Here is a 17953-nt window from a genome sequence, read left to right as displayed (position 1 = left end):
AATGATTTTCACTAAACTTTCACACAATATCATCATTTCTATCACGAATCTATCACATAACAGTATTAAACTTAACTTAGAAATTACAAAAGGAGTTGAACATTATGGCAATTGAAGTTTTTAACCGTTACGAGAATAAATACATGATAGATGAGGTTACTTATAAAATGCTTTTAGAACATTTTAGTGAATATCTGGATAAGGATGTTTATAATCAAAAGGGACATCCCTATAAAATTTCGAATATTTATTATGATACAGTAGATCATCAACTCATTAAAAATTCATTAGCAAAACCAAAATACAAAGAAAAATTGAGACTTAGAGCATATGGCGTGCCAAATCCCGATACAAAAATATATGTTGAAATCAAGAAAAAAGTTAACGGCATCGTCAATAAACGGCGTACTTCCGTTAAGGCAAATGAAGCATATGATTTTATGATCAAGGAAAATCAAAGAAAAGCTCAAGATGATATGAATCCGCAAGTTATCAAAGAAATTGATTACATGATTAAAAGATATGACCTCTTTCCAAGCATGTATATCTCATATGATAGAATAGCCTATTTTAGTAAGACTACACAGGATCTCAGAATTTCTTTTGATTCCAATATTTGTTACAGAATAGATAATCTTAATTTTGAAGCGGGGATTCATGGAAAGCCATTGGTTAATTCGGGATATTATCTTATGGAAATCAAAGCGGCACATAATATGCCTTTATGGCTAAGTCAAATTTTGACACATTACAATATCTATCCAACGAGCTTTTCAAAATATGGAAATGCTTATAATAAGGAACATCAGCTCATCCTAAAAAATGCGCGAGGATACGAGACACTGATATTTGACAAGATTGCATAAGGAGAATACCATCCATGTTAGATTTATTATTTACAATACAAAACGATGTCCTCACAATGGGCGAACTCTTAATTTCAATATCCATTGCTTTTTTTATGGGCCTTTTAATCAGCCTAGTCTATATAAAAAGTCATGCAGGCGAGTCACACTCGCAAAGTTTCGCTTTGACGTTAGTCATGTTGCCACCTGTGGTGGGTGCAATCATATTTTTAGTAGGCAGCAATATTGCCAGTGCTTTTAGTTTAGCAGGTGCGTTTTCAATCATCCGTTTTAGAAGTGCTCCAGGGGATTCAAAGGATATCACATTTGTACTCTTTTCCATGGCAGTTGGGCTCGCATGTGGTATGGGACTCATCTCTTACGGTATTGTTATTGCACTCTTTTTAAGTTTTATCATGTTTGCACTTACTAAATTCAGATTTGGCGCATCGAACATAACACTGCAAAAACTTAAAATAGTGATTCCAGAAGACGTTTCATATGAATCTGTATTTGAAAGTGTTTTTATTGAAAATACAGTGTCGCATAAACTTATGAAAACAAAGACCATAGAACTTGGAAGCCTTTACGAACTCGAGTATAGCGTTTTACTCAAATCGCATGTTGATGAAAAACATTTTATTGACGCGTTGAGATGTAGAAATGGCAATTTGAACATCACACTTCAGGCGGGTGCAAATTTAAGTGATTTTTAAAAAAAATAAATGAACCATTATAAATTTAAGAGGAGGCATCACATGAATCTATTTAATTCATTTAATAAAGGCAAAAATAAAGCTTTGGTCGTTTTCATTTTAACGATGATTATAGCAATGGTTATATCAGGTTGTTCAAATGGAAATGCAACCCCCATAGGGGCGTTAAAAGATCAAGATGGGGAACGTGTATCCGTTGAGACTGCTTATGAAAATTCAGCGCTCATAAAACTGGGTGATGAGATCGTTATAGAAGGTGACCAAGAAGGGATCACTGTAACAGATCAAGTTATTCATATTACCAAAGGTGGGGTTTATAATATCAGCGGGACGCTCAGAGAGGGTCAGATCCTATTAGAGGGTAAGCACGAAACGTTTACGCTGGAACTCGATGGCGTAGACATTACCAACAGCAGTGGTCCAGCAATCTTGACTTTAGATGCAGAGCACACCTATATTTTACTCGTGGAGAATACTGTGAATACATTGAGTGATGGTGGGAAAGAAGAAGAACACGAAGCGCCACTTTTTAGTGGTGACGATATGACCATAAGTGGTGAAGGCACGTTAAATATCTTTGGAAATTATCAAGAAGGTATTGAAAGTAACGATATTTTGACCATCAATGGTGGGATCATTAATATAGAAGCCGTAGACGATGCTTTAAATGCAGGCGATGGTATCGTTATAAATGGTGGGACTATAATTGCAAATTCTGGAGGCGATGGCATTGATTCAAATGGTGATTTGACTATAAATGGCGGTTATATAAAGGTCAGTGCGGGTAATAATGCTAATGGACCAGTGGATATAGGTGATGGTGGCGCCTATAAGTTTACCATTAATGGCGGTACATTAGTCGCATCAGGTGGCAACATGAGTATCAAAACAGATACAAGCGCCACTCAAAATGTCATTTGGATATATGACCCATTTACAGCTCATGAAGAGATTACATTAACAGATGAAGCTGGCAACATACTTTTTAATACCACATTAGAGGAAGCGGCTTCATCAGTTCTGATCAGTACAGATTCAATCAAAACAGGGCAAACATATAATCTTATTAGAACCGATAAAGCGGCTGAAAGTTTTGTAATATCAGAGGTGAGTACAACAATTGGTGAATCGAAAGGAATGGGCGGCAATAGGGGCGGCAGATCGGGTCGAAGCAGTACCGATGGTGCAAAGGCACCAGAAGAGGGTGAATTTACACCACCAGAGGGTTTGCCAGAAGGCGAGAGGACACCACCAGAGGGGGAAAAAATTCCAATGAATAATAAGAATGATAATTCCAACGGACAATAGATAAAGTGTTTTCAAATGAGACCAAACGGTGTAATATAGGTATATACTTATATTACACCGTTTTGAGGTTTTGGGAGAAAAGATGAAAATGAAAGTTTGATTGGAGCAGACCGTTTTAAAGACAATATTTATTTCAGCATCTGACTTTACAAATATAGGAGGTTTATTTTGGAAAATCAATATACAATATCCTATCTGATGGCAAATTCAAATTTACCTGGACCAAGAGGTAATTTGGAACTCTTATATAAATTTGCTCATGCAGCATCCGATGAAATGTGTAAAGAATGTCTTAGCTATAATTGTGATGATTTGAACAATTCTAAAGAAGAATTTGTGGTCATGTGTGGCGTGGTTAGTTTCTGTATAAACCAAGCAGATCACTTTATGGATGGTCATCTTAATTTTGAAGGACTGCACCTATTAGATGTAGAACTTAAAAAGTATGCAAATCATAGCAGTTGGAGGATTAGAGAAGCCGTAGCTATAGGTTTGCAAGAGGTTGCAAAAATAATAGGGCTGAGGCCCGTGATCCTGTTTTTAAAAAGCTGGTGCTCTGGAACTGCCCTTGAACGACGTGCTCTGACTGCTACACTTTGTGAGCCAGTACTCCTAAAGGATCAAGAAACGAATCTAATTGTATTGAATTATTTGCTTTCTGTTACAAAACCCTTTGAACTTATCACGCGCACACTTACAGATGAGGAAAAATCTCTCAGAAAAGCGCTTGCTTATGGGTGGAGTGTCGCTATTGTCGCTTCTCCAGAGGTTGGGAAAAGATATTTTGAAGATTTAATTAAAACGGAGAGCAAACAGATCCGTTGGATCATAAAAGAGAATTTAAAGAAAAATAGATTGCGGAAAATAGAACCCAGTTGGGTTGAAAAGATGATGTCACATCTTTAAAAGACACGCGTTAAAAGAGTTTCTTTTGGGTAAGTATCTAAATGTACGAAGTTTAATTTAGGAGGAGGCATTCATGTCGAATAAGCACAATAAAGATAAAATAGAGACTGTTTCAAAAGAATGGGTCGACCAGATCAGATGTGAAATTCTACCTTTTACAGAACGCTCACTGTATGAACATAGTCATTTTTTAAATGTTGAGCGACATATAAAAGCATTGGCATCACAAAGAAAATTGGATGAGAATCTCGCGCTTTGTATTGCGTATTTCCACGATGTCTCGAGAATAATGGAGGGTGTCAGTGGGAAAATTCACTCCAAAAGAAGTGCTGAAATTGCAAAGGCGCGATTAAAGAAGATGGGCATGCTCTCAAAACATACCCGAAAAGTCATCTATTCAGCAATTTTGCATCATAATCAAAAATCAAAGGTTCATGGTCCTTTTGAGGAACTCATAAAAGATGCAGATAGTCTTGCGCACCAAGATGAATTTGGAATGTCTATAGATAATGAGTTTGAACAAATAAGACTTGATCTGATGGCGCTTGATGAGATTCGTTTCTCTGCTTCTGAAGAATCCTTTGTAAAGACCGTTTATTCTAATTATTGTGAACATTTTATGGGTCTTCTCAGTACACCTCCAAATGAAATGAATCACTGGGTTCATGAAATGCGTACAACCATACGGAAGTTGCAAGCTTTGCTCTATTTTGGAGATAACAAACCCATGAAAAAAGACATGCTTCTAGCACTTAAACCTATTTTTAAGGTCTTGTCAAAAAGCAGATCACTTTATGTATTATCCAGATCACTTGATGCGTTTGAACCTTTAAGTAAGCTCAAAATATCTCTTGAAGTAGCACTAAAAGAAGCGCATGATAGACTTATTAAGCACATAAAAGTGCACTATACCTCTGACTATGTTATGGGCATAGAGCATTTATTATCTCTCAATGAATGTCACCTGAAATTTGATGATATCGGTTTAAGCAAAATGATTAAGCGATACTTCCAAATCCTTAGTTTTACAGAATTAGATGATTCCGATGCACTCCATCAGCTTCGAATAAAAGGCAAACCCTTAAAATACATCTTAGGAAGTGACCTTTTGAAAATGACGCATCCCGTGTTTCAAGAGACGCTTTTAACACTTCACGAATTGCTAGGGGATTTAAACGACATACAGGATAGAGACCATTTTTTTAAACATTATAAGATGTCTTCTGATGAAAAGCGATTTTTAATGGATCAAACCAAATTACAAACTAAATTCTTAAAAACAGAGCTTAAAAAAAGACTTTTTTTATTGAAAAAATTGATGAACCTGAATAAAATCATTTTATAGTGGTATAAATATTCTAAGATTGGAGGTTGTTATGTCTAAAAAAATGTGCAAACGCGTTAAAGAAGACTATTTAGAGACGCATTTAATCGAATATATAGAGCATGTCAAAAATCCTAGATATGTTTGTAAAAAATGTGGTCGTGTTGCCGATGAGGAAGAGCTCTTATGCAAATCTAAGAAAATAAAAGAATAGTGCCTTCTAAGCGTTGATGATTATCAACGCTTTTATAAAGCATTTGATATACGAATTGTTAAATTCGTGTAAATTCATCTTATATAAATGACAATTATTCAAATCCATAGATTATAATAAAGAGACTACAGTAAAGAGGTGTTCAATGAAACCCATATATGCGGCAATAGATATAGGTGCCAGCTCTATTAAATTAAAAATAATTGAATATGTAAATGCGAAAATTACAGTGCTCGAAGATATTTCCAAAGACATAGTCCTTGGAGAAGACGTCTATGAGTTTGGCTTTATACAACATCAGACGGTCAAAGAAATTTTGAAAATACTAAGTGATTTTAATAAAGTGCTTGAAAGTTATGGTGTTGAAAAGTACCGTGCAGTTGGCACCAGTGCCATGAGAGAAGCTAATAATTCCAAAATGGTCGTTGAAATGCTTAAAATTAAAACGGGTATTGATTTGGAAATTATAGAGGATAGCATTGAAAAATTTTTAACTTATAAATCTATGAGGGATTACATGCCCAATTATCGCGATGTAAGAAAAAGTGCACTTGTGGTTGAAATAAACTCTGGCAGTTGTGATGTCTCTATTTATCACCGAAATCATTTGGCTAAAAATGATGAAATTAAACTGGGCACAAAGAATCTCAAAAGCATCATGTATGAACTTGAAGAACGATCTGTTGTTTATCCTAAGGTACTCCTTGAATTATTAGAGACGCGCACCTCGCATATGTGGCAGAATATTCAAATCAAAAAAATTAAGCATTTTATTTGTCTTGGAGGGGAAGCAAAACTTTATAAAAAGTTGCTTTTTAAGAACAAAAGTACCATTTCCAAAAAAGAATTTAAAGCGATTTATTATAATCTTATTGATGATCATAGAGCTTTGAGATTTGATATGGAAGCGCGTGGGTTTAACTGGTATGAATTCGTTGTAAGCGTGCTCATATACAACATGTTTTTTGATCTTACGAGTGCAGAATCGCTTTTAATTCCAGACATATCATTGCGAGACGGTATCATCGCCAATTTTATCGAGAAGGATTATAATCTAAATCGATATAGCGCGTTTAATCAAGATATATTGACGCAAGCCCTTAATATCAGTAAACGTTATAAGAGTTCAGAAGCACATCTCAAATCCGTTGAAGTTTACGCACTTACATTGTTTGAAGCACTTAGAAAACACTTTGAGTTTGGAGAAAGAGATGAACTTTTATTGAGATTAAGTGCTATATTACATGAAATTGGAAAATATACTCGAATGAAAGATTACTTGATTACTTCTTACGATAAAATTAGTAATTTGAGCATTTTAGGGGTTACTCAGGAAGAAATCAGAATTGTGGCACATGTTTGCAGGCTCATTTCAAGCTCAGAGCATAAGGATCTTGATTTTGAACTAGAAGGCATTTCGGAAACGAATTACAGCACAGTTTTTAAGCTTTCCTCCATCATGTCCATAGCAGATGCACTTGATAAGGGTAAACAACAGAAAATTAAAATAGACCGCGTGAAGATCACGGATGATTATATGAGTATCTATATTAAGTATAAGCAAGATATCACGCTTGAAGAATTATGTTTTCAATTTACATTATCCAACTTTATAAACACGTTTGGTATCATTCCAGAATTAAAGGAGAAATAGTATGTATTTTAATAGAGAGTTGAGTTGGTTAAAATTTAATGAACGCGTTTTACTTGAAGCCAATGATTTGTCGCTGCCCATGCTTGAACGCATTAAGTTCAATGCTATATTTTCTTCGAATCTTGATGAGTTTTTCATGGTAAGGGTAGCTTCGATCAAGGATCAAATGAATATTGGGTATGCAAAGACAGATCCTTCGGGTATGACGCCAGAAGCGCTCTTCATCAGCATTAACCAAAAGGTCAGCGAACTTGTTGAACTTCAGAATAAAATCAGTGACGAACTCATGCAAGGGCTTAAGGATAATCAATTCAACTTATTAAGACGAAGTGATTTTACGAAGGGTATCAGAGGTTCGTTAAAACAACTTTTCAATACCAGTATTTTCCCAGTTTTAACGCCTATGGCGGTGGATTTCAGCAGACCGTTCCCTTTGATTTCAAATAAGAGCCTCTATATTGCGGTTAAGCTATTAGTTCAAAATGTTGAAAGACTTGCCCTTGTGGAGGTTCCTTTAGTATTAACGCGTATTTATAGTATTGAGTGTTCATATGGCGACCATTGTTATGTGCTTTTAGAAGATATCATTGAAGAATTTATAGCAGATTTGTTTATCGGAAACACGATATTAGCCACCTGCCAGTTTAGAATCACGCGTAATGGCGATCTAAATGTCATTCAAGAAGATTCAGATATCCTGCTAAATGTCATCGAAGAAGCAATTAAACTCAGAAAATGGGGTGAGGCCATAAGGTTAGAAATCTCATACCGTCCAGATGAATGGCTTAAAAATACTTTGATTTCTGCATTTCATATGGAAGCCTCTCAGGTATATGAAATAAAAGGTTTAATGGATAAAACAGTGTGGTTTAAGTTTAAACCACCCAAAGCACTGCAACATTTGGTTAAAGAGACGTATATCCCACGTAAACTGCCTTTTATGGCGAAGAAAAATATTTTTAAGACCATCCGAGAAGGCGATGTCTTTTTGCACCATCCCTATGAAAGCTTTGATTTTGTGGTAGATTTTATAAAGCAGGCCAGTAAAGATCCTCAGGTGCTTGCCATTAAACAAACGCTGTATCGTGTGAGCGGGGATTCTGAAATCGTCAAAGCGCTTGCGGATGCTGCTGAAAAGGGCAAACAAGTCACAGTGCTTCTAGAGCTTATGGCACGGTTTGATGAACAAAACAACATTAACTGGGCTAAAAAATTGGAGCAAAAAGGTGTTCATGTAATCTATGGATTATATGGTCTTAAAACACATTCCAAAATCACACTTGTGGTCAGAAAAGAGAAACAGCGGATACGTCGATATGTCCACCTTGGCACAGGGAACTATAATGACCAAACAGCCAAAGTATATACTGATATGGGTCTTTTCACATGTAAGGAAAGCTTCGGAGCAGATGCTTCTATATTCTTTAATTTAGTATCAGGCTTTTCAAATGATATTTTTACACATTCAATCATCGTTGCACCTTATCATTTGAGAAAGCAATTCTATACACTGATTGATCGAGAAACAGAACTCGCAAAGAACGGTAAACCCGCTAAGATCATTGCCAAAATGAATTCATTGGTGGATAAAGAAATCGTAGATCGTCTCTATGAAGCCTCCAGAGCGGGTGTGAAAATAAATTTGATCGTCAGGGGGATGTGTGTTCTCGTACCAGGTGTTGAAGGGTTGAGCGAAAATATTGAAGTGATCAGTATTGTAGGTGAATTCTTAGAACACTCGAGAATCTTTTATTTTCACAATGATCATCACCCAGAAGTATACTTGTCAAGTGCGGACTGGATGACGCGTAATTTAGACAGACGTGTGGAATTGCTTTTTCCAATTGAAGATAAGACGATTGCAAAGCGCATTGAAAAAACACTCGAACTCTATCTTAGAGACAATCAAAAATCATGGAAGCTTTTGCCAGGTGGTAATTATGAGAAAAAAACCAGCGAGGGCAAAGACGAGCTTAAAGTGCATGATTTTTTAAAAACCTTGGAGTATAATGACAATGAAGAAATAATAAAAAAGATTTAGACAAAAATTTAAAAAACAGATAAAAATCAACGAAAGAAAGAATGTGATTAATTGGACGATAAAATTGCCATTATAGATTTGGGCTCCAACTCAGTGCGTATGAATATCTATAGCATCAACGAACTCGGCGGGTATAGTGTTTTTGAACAAGCGAAGGAAATGGTTAGACTGAGTGAAGGTTTAGATCAAGATGGCCTTTTGAAATCAGAGCCTATAAACAGAACGCTCAATGCTTTAAAATATTTTAAACGTTTGTTAAGTGTCAATGAGGTATCACGGATATTTGCATTGAGTACCGCTGCTGTAAGAATGGCTGAAAATCAAAAGTATTTTTTGGAAAAGGTTAAAAATGAAATTGGACTTGAATTCAGTGTGCTCACTGGAAAAGAAGAAGCTTATTATGATTATCTTGGCGTTATCAATACAATCGCTTTTTCCGATGCTGTTCTAGTGGATATTGGTGGTGGCAGTACTGAAATTGTACTGGTAAAGGACCGTGAATTAATCGAATCTATAAGCTTGCCCTTCGGTTCGGTCATATTGACGGAGCACTATAAGAAGCAAAAAAACAGAAAGAAACAAATTGAGAGTGCAGAAGCTTTTATAGGAGATCAGTTAAAAAAGATTTCTTGGCTGAAACAAGGTGAGGGATTACCGATAATAGGGCTTGGCGGCATCATTAGGTCCTTGGGTAAAGTACATCGAAATTTGAACCGATATCCTATTGAAAATTTACACAATTATAGAATGTCCTCTGAAGATGTCAACACTGTGATTGATCTGATTAAGAATACGGATCCAGATGCTTTGGATAAATTGGATGGTATTAATAAACGCCGTGCAGATTTGATGACACTTGGATCAACACCACTCAATGTGATCATGAAGTCTATAGGCGCTCCTGAGATGCGCATTAGCGCGTATGGATTAAGAGATGGTTATTTTTTGGAGTATCTCAATTTGAACAGACATCAATCTGTTATGTTTCCAGATGTTTTAGAGGCAAGTGTCGACAATATGATGAATCGTTTTTTTGTCAATGCGATACATGCGCATCAAGTTGAGAAAATTGTCATAAAACTCTTTGAGGGGTTAGCGCCATTGCATGATTTTGATTCTGATGATTTAAGGCTTTTAAGAATTTCGGCATTACTTCATGATATTGGGATGCACATCGAATACTACGATCATCATCTTCATGGCATGTATCTTCTTATGAATAGCAAAATTGATGGTCTTTCTAATTTTGAACATCTTGCAGTTGCTTTTTTAGTGGGAAATCATAGGAGCTCTAACATCAAAGACCGATTTAAAATTTATGAACCTTTTATTGATAAGGACTTTTTTAATAAATTCACTAAATTAGCTGTAATTTTGCAAATATCAGAGCAATTAGATCGGGCCGAAGTGGGTAGCATTGTAGATTTGTCCATAGATATAAAAGAAAATGCCACTTACATCAAATTAGAATCGGATGAAATTCCTACTCTTGATATGGAATCTGCCATGAGATTTGCCGATCGCTTTAAAAAATACTATGGTAGTGAACTTCATATCTATTTTTAATATAACCCTTGAGGAGATGTCCCCCGCTTCTCAAAGTGGGGGTTCATATTCCGAGTTCAGTGGGAGTCCAAACGCCCATTGAATGCAATCCGATAGGATTGTGCAAGTGTTACGAAGGTAGCGAAGCGGACTGAGTATACGCTTTGATTTTGAATAGCTTGGTAAAAAGAACTTTTAACGTCAAAATAGAATATGACAATTTCGAAATATAATTTTGAACCATTATTCTCTTAAAGCATTGATATAGGGTGGATACAGAATATTATATCTATCAATATTATATTGAGTAATTCAAAATTATTATGTTTTTTTCAAATAACCCTACTAATTTCGCGGATGTGTGATATAATGAGTCTTGTTCGGAAGAAACATCGCGGAGTGGAGCAGCGGCAGCTCGTTGGGCTCATAACCCAAAGGTCACAGGTTCAAATCCTGTCTCCGCAACCATTTTTATTTAGGGTTGTTTGAACAAATAATTAGAATATCGCGGAGTGGAGCAGTGGCAGCTCGTTGGGCTCATAACCCAAAGGTCGTAGGTTCAAATCCTGCCTCCGCAACCATTATTTTTAAAAGCGTGGTAAATAATGACGCATTATATGTAAGTTATTGTTTTGGAAACGTTAGAAAGCGTAATGGCGGGTTATCCAGACATCTGCTTAAGCAAATGAATGCGTGATGATATATCCTAGACATGAAGCCAATAATAGATTATAATAATATAAAATTTTAGACAGCATATTGATATGCTGTCTTTTTAATTATATATCATTAGTTTTCGGCCAGCTTAGAGGCAGGAGTGTTTAACCTGCTCTAAGCGGTTAGATGAGGACGGGTCAGGCAAAACAAGGTTTTGATGGACAATGAGTGAAGAAAGAGGTCGTAAGATGATTAGAAAAGCAGAAATGTCAGATGTGCCAGCGATTTGTAAAATTTATAATTACTATGTTTTGGGGAGTACATTTACCTTTGAAGAAGAAGCAATTTCAGTTGAAGGTATGATGGAACGGTTAAATAAGGTGTTTTCATCTGATTTACCTTGGTATGTTTATGAGGAAAATGGCAAGGTCATCGGCTATGCCTATGGCACTAGATGGAAAGAACGTTCTGCCTATCGTTTTTCTATCGAAACGTCTGTCTATATAGATCGAAATAGTGCAGGCAAAGGGATTGGTTCTCAATTGTATGAAGTGCTTATAAATCAACTTAAAGAGGGTGGCTATCACTCTATTATCACAGGGGTATCTCAACCCAATGAGAACAGCCGAAAACTTCATGAAAAATTTGGCTTTAAGAAAGTAGCTGAATTTAAAGAAGCGGGGTTTAAATTCAATCAATGGATCGATGTGACCAATTGGCAGTTGATGTTATAGCGTTTAATGATCTTTTTGGGGGGATAAAAAGGTTTATGAATGCCCTTTTCAGGGCGGGAAGATAATTTAAGTTGCGACTATCTGCTCTCTATTTAAGCATTTTAACCTTGATGCATTTGTTAAAGTCTGCAAATCTTTTTAGGCTCAATTTAAGATGCTTTTTAAATTCTGGATCTGGCTTGAAGGTTTCTTCATACCAGATTTTTTTAACCTCTAAGGTCTTGTCTTTTTTATTATTGACCATTTCTATTCTGCCAACCAGAGTATCTTTGTATAGAATGGGCAGTACATAGTAACCAAATTGTCGTTCTACAAATGGGGTGTAAATTTCCCATTTGTATTCGAAGTTAAAAAGAGCTTTAATCAGTTTGCGATCCCATAATAAGTTGTCTAGAGGTGCCAAAAAAGAAACGCGTGGCAGAAGGCTTTCAGTCACAGTTGAATTTTTAAAAACCTCAAGGCATGTTTCAAGTAAGAGCTGATCTTGCTCTAAAATATAGAATGGCATTTCTAGACCCTCAACTTCAAGTTCAATGACTTTGTTTGTCCTTATAAGTGTTTCAAATGCCGATTTTCTTTGTGCGGTTTTCATTTGATCTATGCCAAGCCAAGCATCAGATGCTTTATTCCAGAGCATGCCGACAGCGCCAATACGTCTTAAAATATGCCATTCAATTTGCGCTTGTTGAGATTCATTTGGATTGGGACAGTTGAGAATTTCAGAATCTATAAAATCTTTTGTAAGAGCGTAGTATTTTAGAGTGCCTTTCTTGTGATGTACCACGAGATCTCCCCTAAAATAGAGGGTTTCAAGAGTTGCTCTTCCAAGTGAAGTATCACTCCAAGCCCAGTTTACTTTTTCTCTTAAATGGATATCTTTAGAACAGGCAAATGTATTTTCGTGTATATACTGGAGTACATCGTTGGTGACTTGATCGACCTCTTTTTGACTGCGATGATAATTCTGGTAATGCGTTCTTTTAGAGGCGAAATAAGGCCAGTCTTCAATAGGGAAAATGGAGAGATTTTTATCAAAGTAATCGACGAGACCTCTATCCTCATAGAGCAATTCTGAAAGCATTTCCTTATTAAAATGTTCTATTCTGGATTGTAATACGAGTTCGGGATTTTTGCCGCAGACATCTATGGGATCGAATTGAATGCAACCCACTTGTTTGATGAAGGCCAGTACGCCTTCCTTATCTTTAAATTTAAAAGCATCGATAAGACCGTGTTTTTTTAGAAGAAAATAGCGCGCTTGCGGGATTGTTAAAATATATTTTGATTTCATAAGTCACCTCACTGTTTAAATTTTACCAAACAAACGTTCTGTCGTCAAATGTTACAAATGGATTAAGTTCACATTCTTTTTGAAATTGGTATTGACTGGGTTTAAATTCTCTTCTATACTTTAAAGAGTCACTTTTAAAGATTAATGTGAGGAGAGTTCAATGAAGTAAGTTCTTAGTAATGAGCGTTTAATGTCAATATAGGAATAATATTTTACCTATGACGGAAGAATAATATTTATTCTTTTAATTAGACTTTTTTGTGCTGAGAACATTTATGACTGCTTATAAATCTTATGTAAAAGGGCGATACTTTTGTGTTGTTCTCTTGTGGCGTTCGCTTACTTATGTAGATAAGGCTGTTCATTGAGTTTGTTCAATGCACAGCCTTTTTTATACTCAATAAAGGGTTAATGCGAAACTGACTTTTGACACCCTAACCATAGATTTGGGTCAAAAGACTTGAAGTGTACATGACATAAGGAGTGATTATATGACAATATTAACCTGTAAAAATTTAAGTAAAGCATATGGCTATGAATCTGTTCTTGAAGCGGTTAATTTAGAAGTAAACTATGGCGAAAGGGTGGGGATTGTCGGTGAAAATGGTGCTGGCAAGACGACTTTGATCCAATTAATAGCGGGAAAATTAAAAGCAGATTCCGGCACGGTCAAATGGCATGATAGAGGAAACACAGTGGGGTTATTAACTCAATCCAGCACTTATGAGTTTTTAAATATAGATATGCCAGAGCTTGATAGTACATATTTTGAGCTCGAAAGCAGATTGAAAGTCGATCTTGTATCAGATGAAGCCATGAGTGGTGGTGAACGTACTAAAGTGGCGCTTGCCAAAATATGGGCAACAGAGCCAACTGTGCTTATATTAGATGAACCCACCAATCATCTGGATTATAATGGCATAGATTGGCTTGTAAATGAAGTGAGTTACTTTCCAGGGACAGTAATCATGATCTCGCATGATCGTTACTTTCTCGATCAAGTTTGTACTAAAATTATAGAAATTGAAAAGGGCGTTTCAACTTCGTATGAAGGCAATTATTCTCAATATGTGCGCTTAAAATCAGAGCGTATGAAGGCTCAACAAAATGCTTATGAAGTTCAAGAAGCTTATAAAAAGCAAATTCAAGCGGATATCAGACAACTGAAAACTTGGTCTGATAAAGCCCATAGAGATGCCACCAAAAAGCAAAAAGGCGGAGAAGTTAAAATGGGTAAAAAAGAGTATTTCCGAATGAAAGCGAAGAAAAAAGACAAGCAGATTAAATCCAGAATAAAGAGACTTGAAAAAATAGAAATTGAAGGTGTTGATAAACCCAGAGTAGAGAGAGAAATTGTCATGCATTTTAAACCAGCGGGTTCAAAAGGTAAAAATATTATAGAAGCAAAGGCAATTTCAAAAAGTTTTGGAGATAAAACACTTTTTAAAGAAAGTGACTTCTACATGACACGTGGCGATCGGATCGGTGTCATAGGGGCTAATGGTTGTGGCAAGACCACGCTCACACAGCTTATTTTAAAGATGCTATCACTGGATTCGGGGGAATTGCTCATGAGCCCCACTTTGAAACTGGGCTATATGGATCAATATGCCATTGATATTTCACCAGAAGTATCCATTCAATCCTATTTTGCTATATACGACAAAACCGCTTTGGTGGATTTGTCTAATAAGCTCTATCAATTGGGTTTTAAATCGCTTGATCTGAGTCATAAAGTCGTCTCTTGTAGTCTTGGCGAACAGACTAAACTCAAACTTTTAAAATTATTGCTAGGTGAATATGATCTTTTAATATTGGATGAACCCACCAATCACTTGGATTTAAAGAGTAAGGAAACTTTTGAAAATGCACTGGCTCAATACAATGGGACGATTATAATGGTAACTCATGACCGCTACCTTATAGAGAAAATTTGCAATGGCTTACTTGTCTTTGAAGCAGAAAAAATTGTACGCCGAGAAATGTAATATACGTTGATAGATTTTACCAAGCGAGCATCACTTTCGAATCATTTCTTGGTAAAAAAGAACAACGCTATTGTTTCGATATATTACTGTTTATTCAAATTTGAACATTTTTACAGTTTGGCACAAGACTTGCACTATAAGAGGGTATCCATGGAGCATAAACGATTTATATTGAGGAGGATAATCATGTTAAAGAAAGACAATTTGTTCGGTGAATTGTTAGCAGAGTTTATTGGGGCTTTCATTCTTATTTTTATTGGTGCAGGATCGGTGGCGTCACTACTATTAAACAATCAATCCTATAATATGTGGGATATTGGTTTGATGTGGGGTGCTGGTGTTACAATGGCTATTTATATTACAGGTGCCGTTTCTGGGACTCATATCAATCCAGCTGTGACGATTACCTTGGCTGTTTTTAGAGACTTTCCTAAGAAAAAAGTAGTGCCTTATATCATTTCGCAAATTGCGGGTTGTTTTACAGGCGCACTCGTAACTTATGCTTTATTCAGAAAAGCTTTCTTGGCGTTTGAAGCTACAAATGGGATGATAAGAGGCTCAGCAAGCAGCGTACAAACAGCGGGTATTTTTACGACTTATCCAGCATCTTATCTCAGCAATATAGAGGCGATGTTTGTTGAGATTGCGATTACAGCATTTTTGTTAATGGTCATTTTGGCAATTGGGGATGCTAAAAATGCAAATGCACCACAAGGCAAATATGCACCATTTGGTCCGATCTTAGTGGGTCTTACCATAGCCATCATAGGGGGATCGTTTGGATCTTTAACGGGATTTGCTATGAATCCTGCAAGGGATTTAGGTCCTAAAATTTTCTTGGCTGTATCAGGATGGGGGAACATTGGATTGCCAGCACCAAACAATTATTTTTGGGTACCGATTGTTGGTCCGATAATTTGGGGCTTGTTAGGTGCTGTCATCTATGACAAAGGTGTGAGTCGATATATTGTAACATCAGTATCTGAGTCAGATTCAACTATAGCATCAAATAAAAAAGCAGCATAAGAATATTGTGAAGAGAAGGTCCAGATGACAAAAAAGTACGCTTAATACAATTGAGAATTTGAGGAGGCATACCAAGATGGAAAAGAAGTATATCTTAGCATTAGATCAAGGCACTACAAGTTCAAGGGCTATTATTTTTGATAAAAATGGCAATATATTAAAAGTAGCTCAAAAAGAGTTTACTCAATTCTACCCAAAGGCAGGTTGGGTAGAACATGACGCCATGGAAATTTGGGGGACACAATCAGGTGTGGCTCGGGAAGTTTTAGAAACAGCTGGAGTGAATCCTCATGAAATTGCTGCTATTGGAATAACAAATCAGCGTGAGACTACAGTTGTATGGGATAAAGAAACGGGCAAGCCGATTTATAATGCCATCGTTTGGCAATGTCGCAGAACGGCTAATATATGTGATGATCTTAAAGCCAAAGGTTATGAAAAACACATTCGTGAAAGTACAGGTCTTGTTGTGGATGCCTATTTTTCAGGAACAAAGGTCAAGTGGATCTTAGACAATGTAGAAGGTGCAAGAGCAAAAGCGGAAAAAGGCGAACTTCTATTTGGCAACATCGATACATGGCTCATCTGGAATTTAACCCGTGGCAAAGTCCATGTTACGGATTACTCCAACGCCTCTAGAACGATGCTTTACAATATCAAGGATCTTTGCTGGGATACTAAAATCTTAGAAGCCCTCAATATTCCTGTTTCTATGCTGCCGACGGTTAAGCAGTCTTCTGAAGTCTATGGGCACACAGATGCCCAAACCTTTGGGGGTGCAGAAATTCCAATTGCAGGTATCGCTGGAGATCAACAAGCTGCGCTCTTTGGTCAAGCTTGTTTTGAACCCGGAATGGCTAAAAACACATATGGCACGGGTTGTTTTATGCTCATGAACACGGGCGAAAAGATGGTGCCATCAGAAAATGGCCTATTGACAACGATCGCTTGGGGAATCGATGGCAAGGTAGAATACGCACTTGAAGGCTCTATCTTTATTGCAGGGGCTTCTGTTCAGTGGTTGAGAGATGAAATGAGAATGATCTCTGATGCGGCGGATACAGAATACTTTGCTTCAAAAGTGGCAGATACCAATGGCGTTTATCTCGTGCCTGCATTTGCAGGTCTTGGCGCACCTTACTGGGATATGTATGCAAGAGGCAGTTTGGTTGGATTGACTAGAGGTTCAAATAAGAATCATGTGATCAGAGCGACGCTTGAATCTATAGCTTATCAGACAAGAGATGTGCTTGAAGCGATGCAAGAGGATTCAAACATTAAACTGGCTACTTTAAAAGTAGATGGTGGTGCAACTGCGAATAATTTCTTGATGCAGTTTCAAGCAGATATTCTAGGCGTTACAGTGAATAGGCCTAAAGTGACTGAAACAACAGCTTTAGGAGCGGCTTATCTCGCTGGACTTGCAGTGGGCTTCTGGAAATCTAAAGAAGAAATCGCAAACAACTGGGCCATAGACAGACAGTTTGAAAATCAAATAGAACCAGATTATAGGGCAAAACTTTATAAAGGCTGGAAAAAAGCAGTTGAGCGTTCAATGGGATGGGAAGATGCTGAGTAATCACGGCTATCGCATGAAAAAAATGTAGAGTATTTTAGGAAAAGTGAATGCGAAAATGCAGAAGGAATAAATGGTAATAATTACAAAAAGGAATTAAAGAAGTAATGTCGAATTCAATACTAGAG

The 17953-nt window shown here is 36.7% G+C and carries 14 protein-coding genes and 2 tRNA genes; 15 read left to right on the top strand and 1 reads right to left on the bottom strand.

Annotated features, from left to right (window positions below):
* Positions 1–104: 104 nt before the first annotated feature.
* The 12 genes from F3D3_RS18000 to F3D3_RS17950 all read left to right on the top strand — a co-directional run bounded on the left by F3D3_RS18000 (position 105) and on the right by F3D3_RS17950 (position 11944).
* Positions 105–866 carry a polyphosphate polymerase domain-containing protein gene (locus tag F3D3_RS18000; RefSeq protein WP_069875843.1) on the top strand — a complete coding sequence of 254 codons (762 nt, stop codon included), beginning with the start codon at positions 105–107 and terminating at the stop codon, positions 864–866.
* A gap of 14 nt (positions 867–880) precedes the next feature.
* Positions 881–1561 (top strand): DUF4956 domain-containing protein, encoded by a 681-nt coding sequence (locus F3D3_RS17995; protein WP_069875842.1) that lies wholly within the window; start codon positions 881–883, stop codon positions 1559–1561.
* Between the two features lie 42 nt (positions 1562–1603).
* On the top strand, positions 1604–2869 hold the full coding sequence (locus F3D3_RS17990) for a carbohydrate-binding domain-containing protein (RefSeq protein WP_069875841.1): 1266 nt from the start codon (positions 1604–1606) through the stop codon (positions 2867–2869).
* 168 nt (positions 2870–3037) lie between these two features.
* Positions 3038–3775 carry a hypothetical protein gene (locus tag F3D3_RS17985; protein ID WP_207645400.1) on the top strand — a complete coding sequence of 246 codons (738 nt, stop codon included), beginning with the start codon at positions 3038–3040 and terminating at the stop codon, positions 3773–3775.
* A 73-nt stretch (positions 3776–3848) separates the two neighbouring features.
* Positions 3849–5120 (top strand): HD domain-containing protein, encoded by a 1272-nt coding sequence (locus tag F3D3_RS17980; RefSeq protein ID WP_069875840.1) that lies wholly within the window; start codon positions 3849–3851, stop codon positions 5118–5120.
* A gap of 31 nt (positions 5121–5151) precedes the next feature.
* Positions 5152–5313, top strand: coding sequence for a hypothetical protein (locus F3D3_RS24280; RefSeq protein ID WP_175438422.1), 162 nt, complete (start codon positions 5152–5154; stop codon positions 5311–5313).
* Between the two features lie 145 nt (positions 5314–5458).
* Positions 5459–6967: an HD domain-containing protein gene (locus F3D3_RS17975; RefSeq protein WP_069875839.1), complete on the top strand. Its 1509-nt coding sequence runs from the start codon at positions 5459–5461 to the stop codon at positions 6965–6967.
* A gap of 1 nt (position 6968) precedes the next feature.
* Positions 6969–9008 (top strand): polyphosphate kinase 1, encoded by a 2040-nt coding sequence (gene ppk1, locus F3D3_RS17970; protein ID WP_069875838.1) that lies wholly within the window; start codon positions 6969–6971, stop codon positions 9006–9008.
* A gap of 51 nt (positions 9009–9059) precedes the next feature.
* Positions 9060–10574: a Ppx/GppA phosphatase family protein gene (locus F3D3_RS17965; protein ID WP_069875837.1), complete on the top strand. Its 1515-nt coding sequence runs from the start codon at positions 9060–9062 to the stop codon at positions 10572–10574.
* Positions 10575–10946: 372 nt separating this feature from the next.
* Positions 10947–11021: transfer RNA gene (locus F3D3_RS17960), tRNA-Met, on the top strand.
* Positions 11022–11059: 38 nt separating this feature from the next.
* A tRNA-Met gene (locus tag F3D3_RS17955) sits at positions 11060–11134 on the top strand.
* A 324-nt stretch (positions 11135–11458) separates the two neighbouring features.
* On the top strand, positions 11459–11944 hold the full coding sequence (locus F3D3_RS17950) for a GNAT family N-acetyltransferase (RefSeq protein WP_069875836.1): 486 nt from the start codon (positions 11459–11461) through the stop codon (positions 11942–11944).
* 88 nt (positions 11945–12032) lie between these two features.
* On the opposite strand, the gene F3D3_RS17945 is transcribed toward F3D3_RS17950, so the two are convergent.
* Complete coding sequence (locus tag F3D3_RS17945; protein ID WP_069875835.1) at positions 12033–13235, bottom strand: winged helix-turn-helix domain-containing protein; 1203 nt, start codon at positions 13233–13235, stop codon at positions 12033–12035.
* Positions 13236–13726: 491 nt separating this feature from the next.
* Here F3D3_RS17945 and abc-f point away from each other — a divergent pair, with 491 nt between their 5' ends.
* The 3 genes from abc-f to glpK all read left to right on the top strand — a co-directional run bounded on the left by abc-f (position 13727) and on the right by glpK (position 17828).
* Positions 13727–15223, top strand: coding sequence for a ribosomal protection-like ABC-F family protein (gene abc-f, locus F3D3_RS17940; RefSeq protein WP_069875834.1), 1497 nt, complete (start codon positions 13727–13729; stop codon positions 15221–15223).
* A 186-nt stretch (positions 15224–15409) separates the two neighbouring features.
* A complete protein-coding gene (locus tag F3D3_RS17935) occupies positions 15410–16249 on the top strand; it encodes an MIP/aquaporin family protein (RefSeq protein ID WP_084389148.1) in 840 nt (279 codons plus the stop codon).
* A gap of 76 nt (positions 16250–16325) precedes the next feature.
* Entirely contained in the window at positions 16326–17828 is a 1503-nt protein-coding gene (gene glpK, locus F3D3_RS17930; protein WP_069875833.1) for a glycerol kinase GlpK, read from the top strand.
* The last annotated feature ends 125 nt before the right edge of the window (positions 17829–17953 follow it).

The sequence above is a fragment of the Fusibacter sp. 3D3 genome, assembly GCF_001748365.1.
Classification (GTDB): Bacteria; Bacillota; Clostridia; order Peptostreptococcales; family Acidaminobacteraceae; genus Fusibacter_A.
The sequence above is the reverse complement of the archived record's forward strand: the minus strand, read 5'-3'. Positions and strand labels throughout refer to the sequence as shown.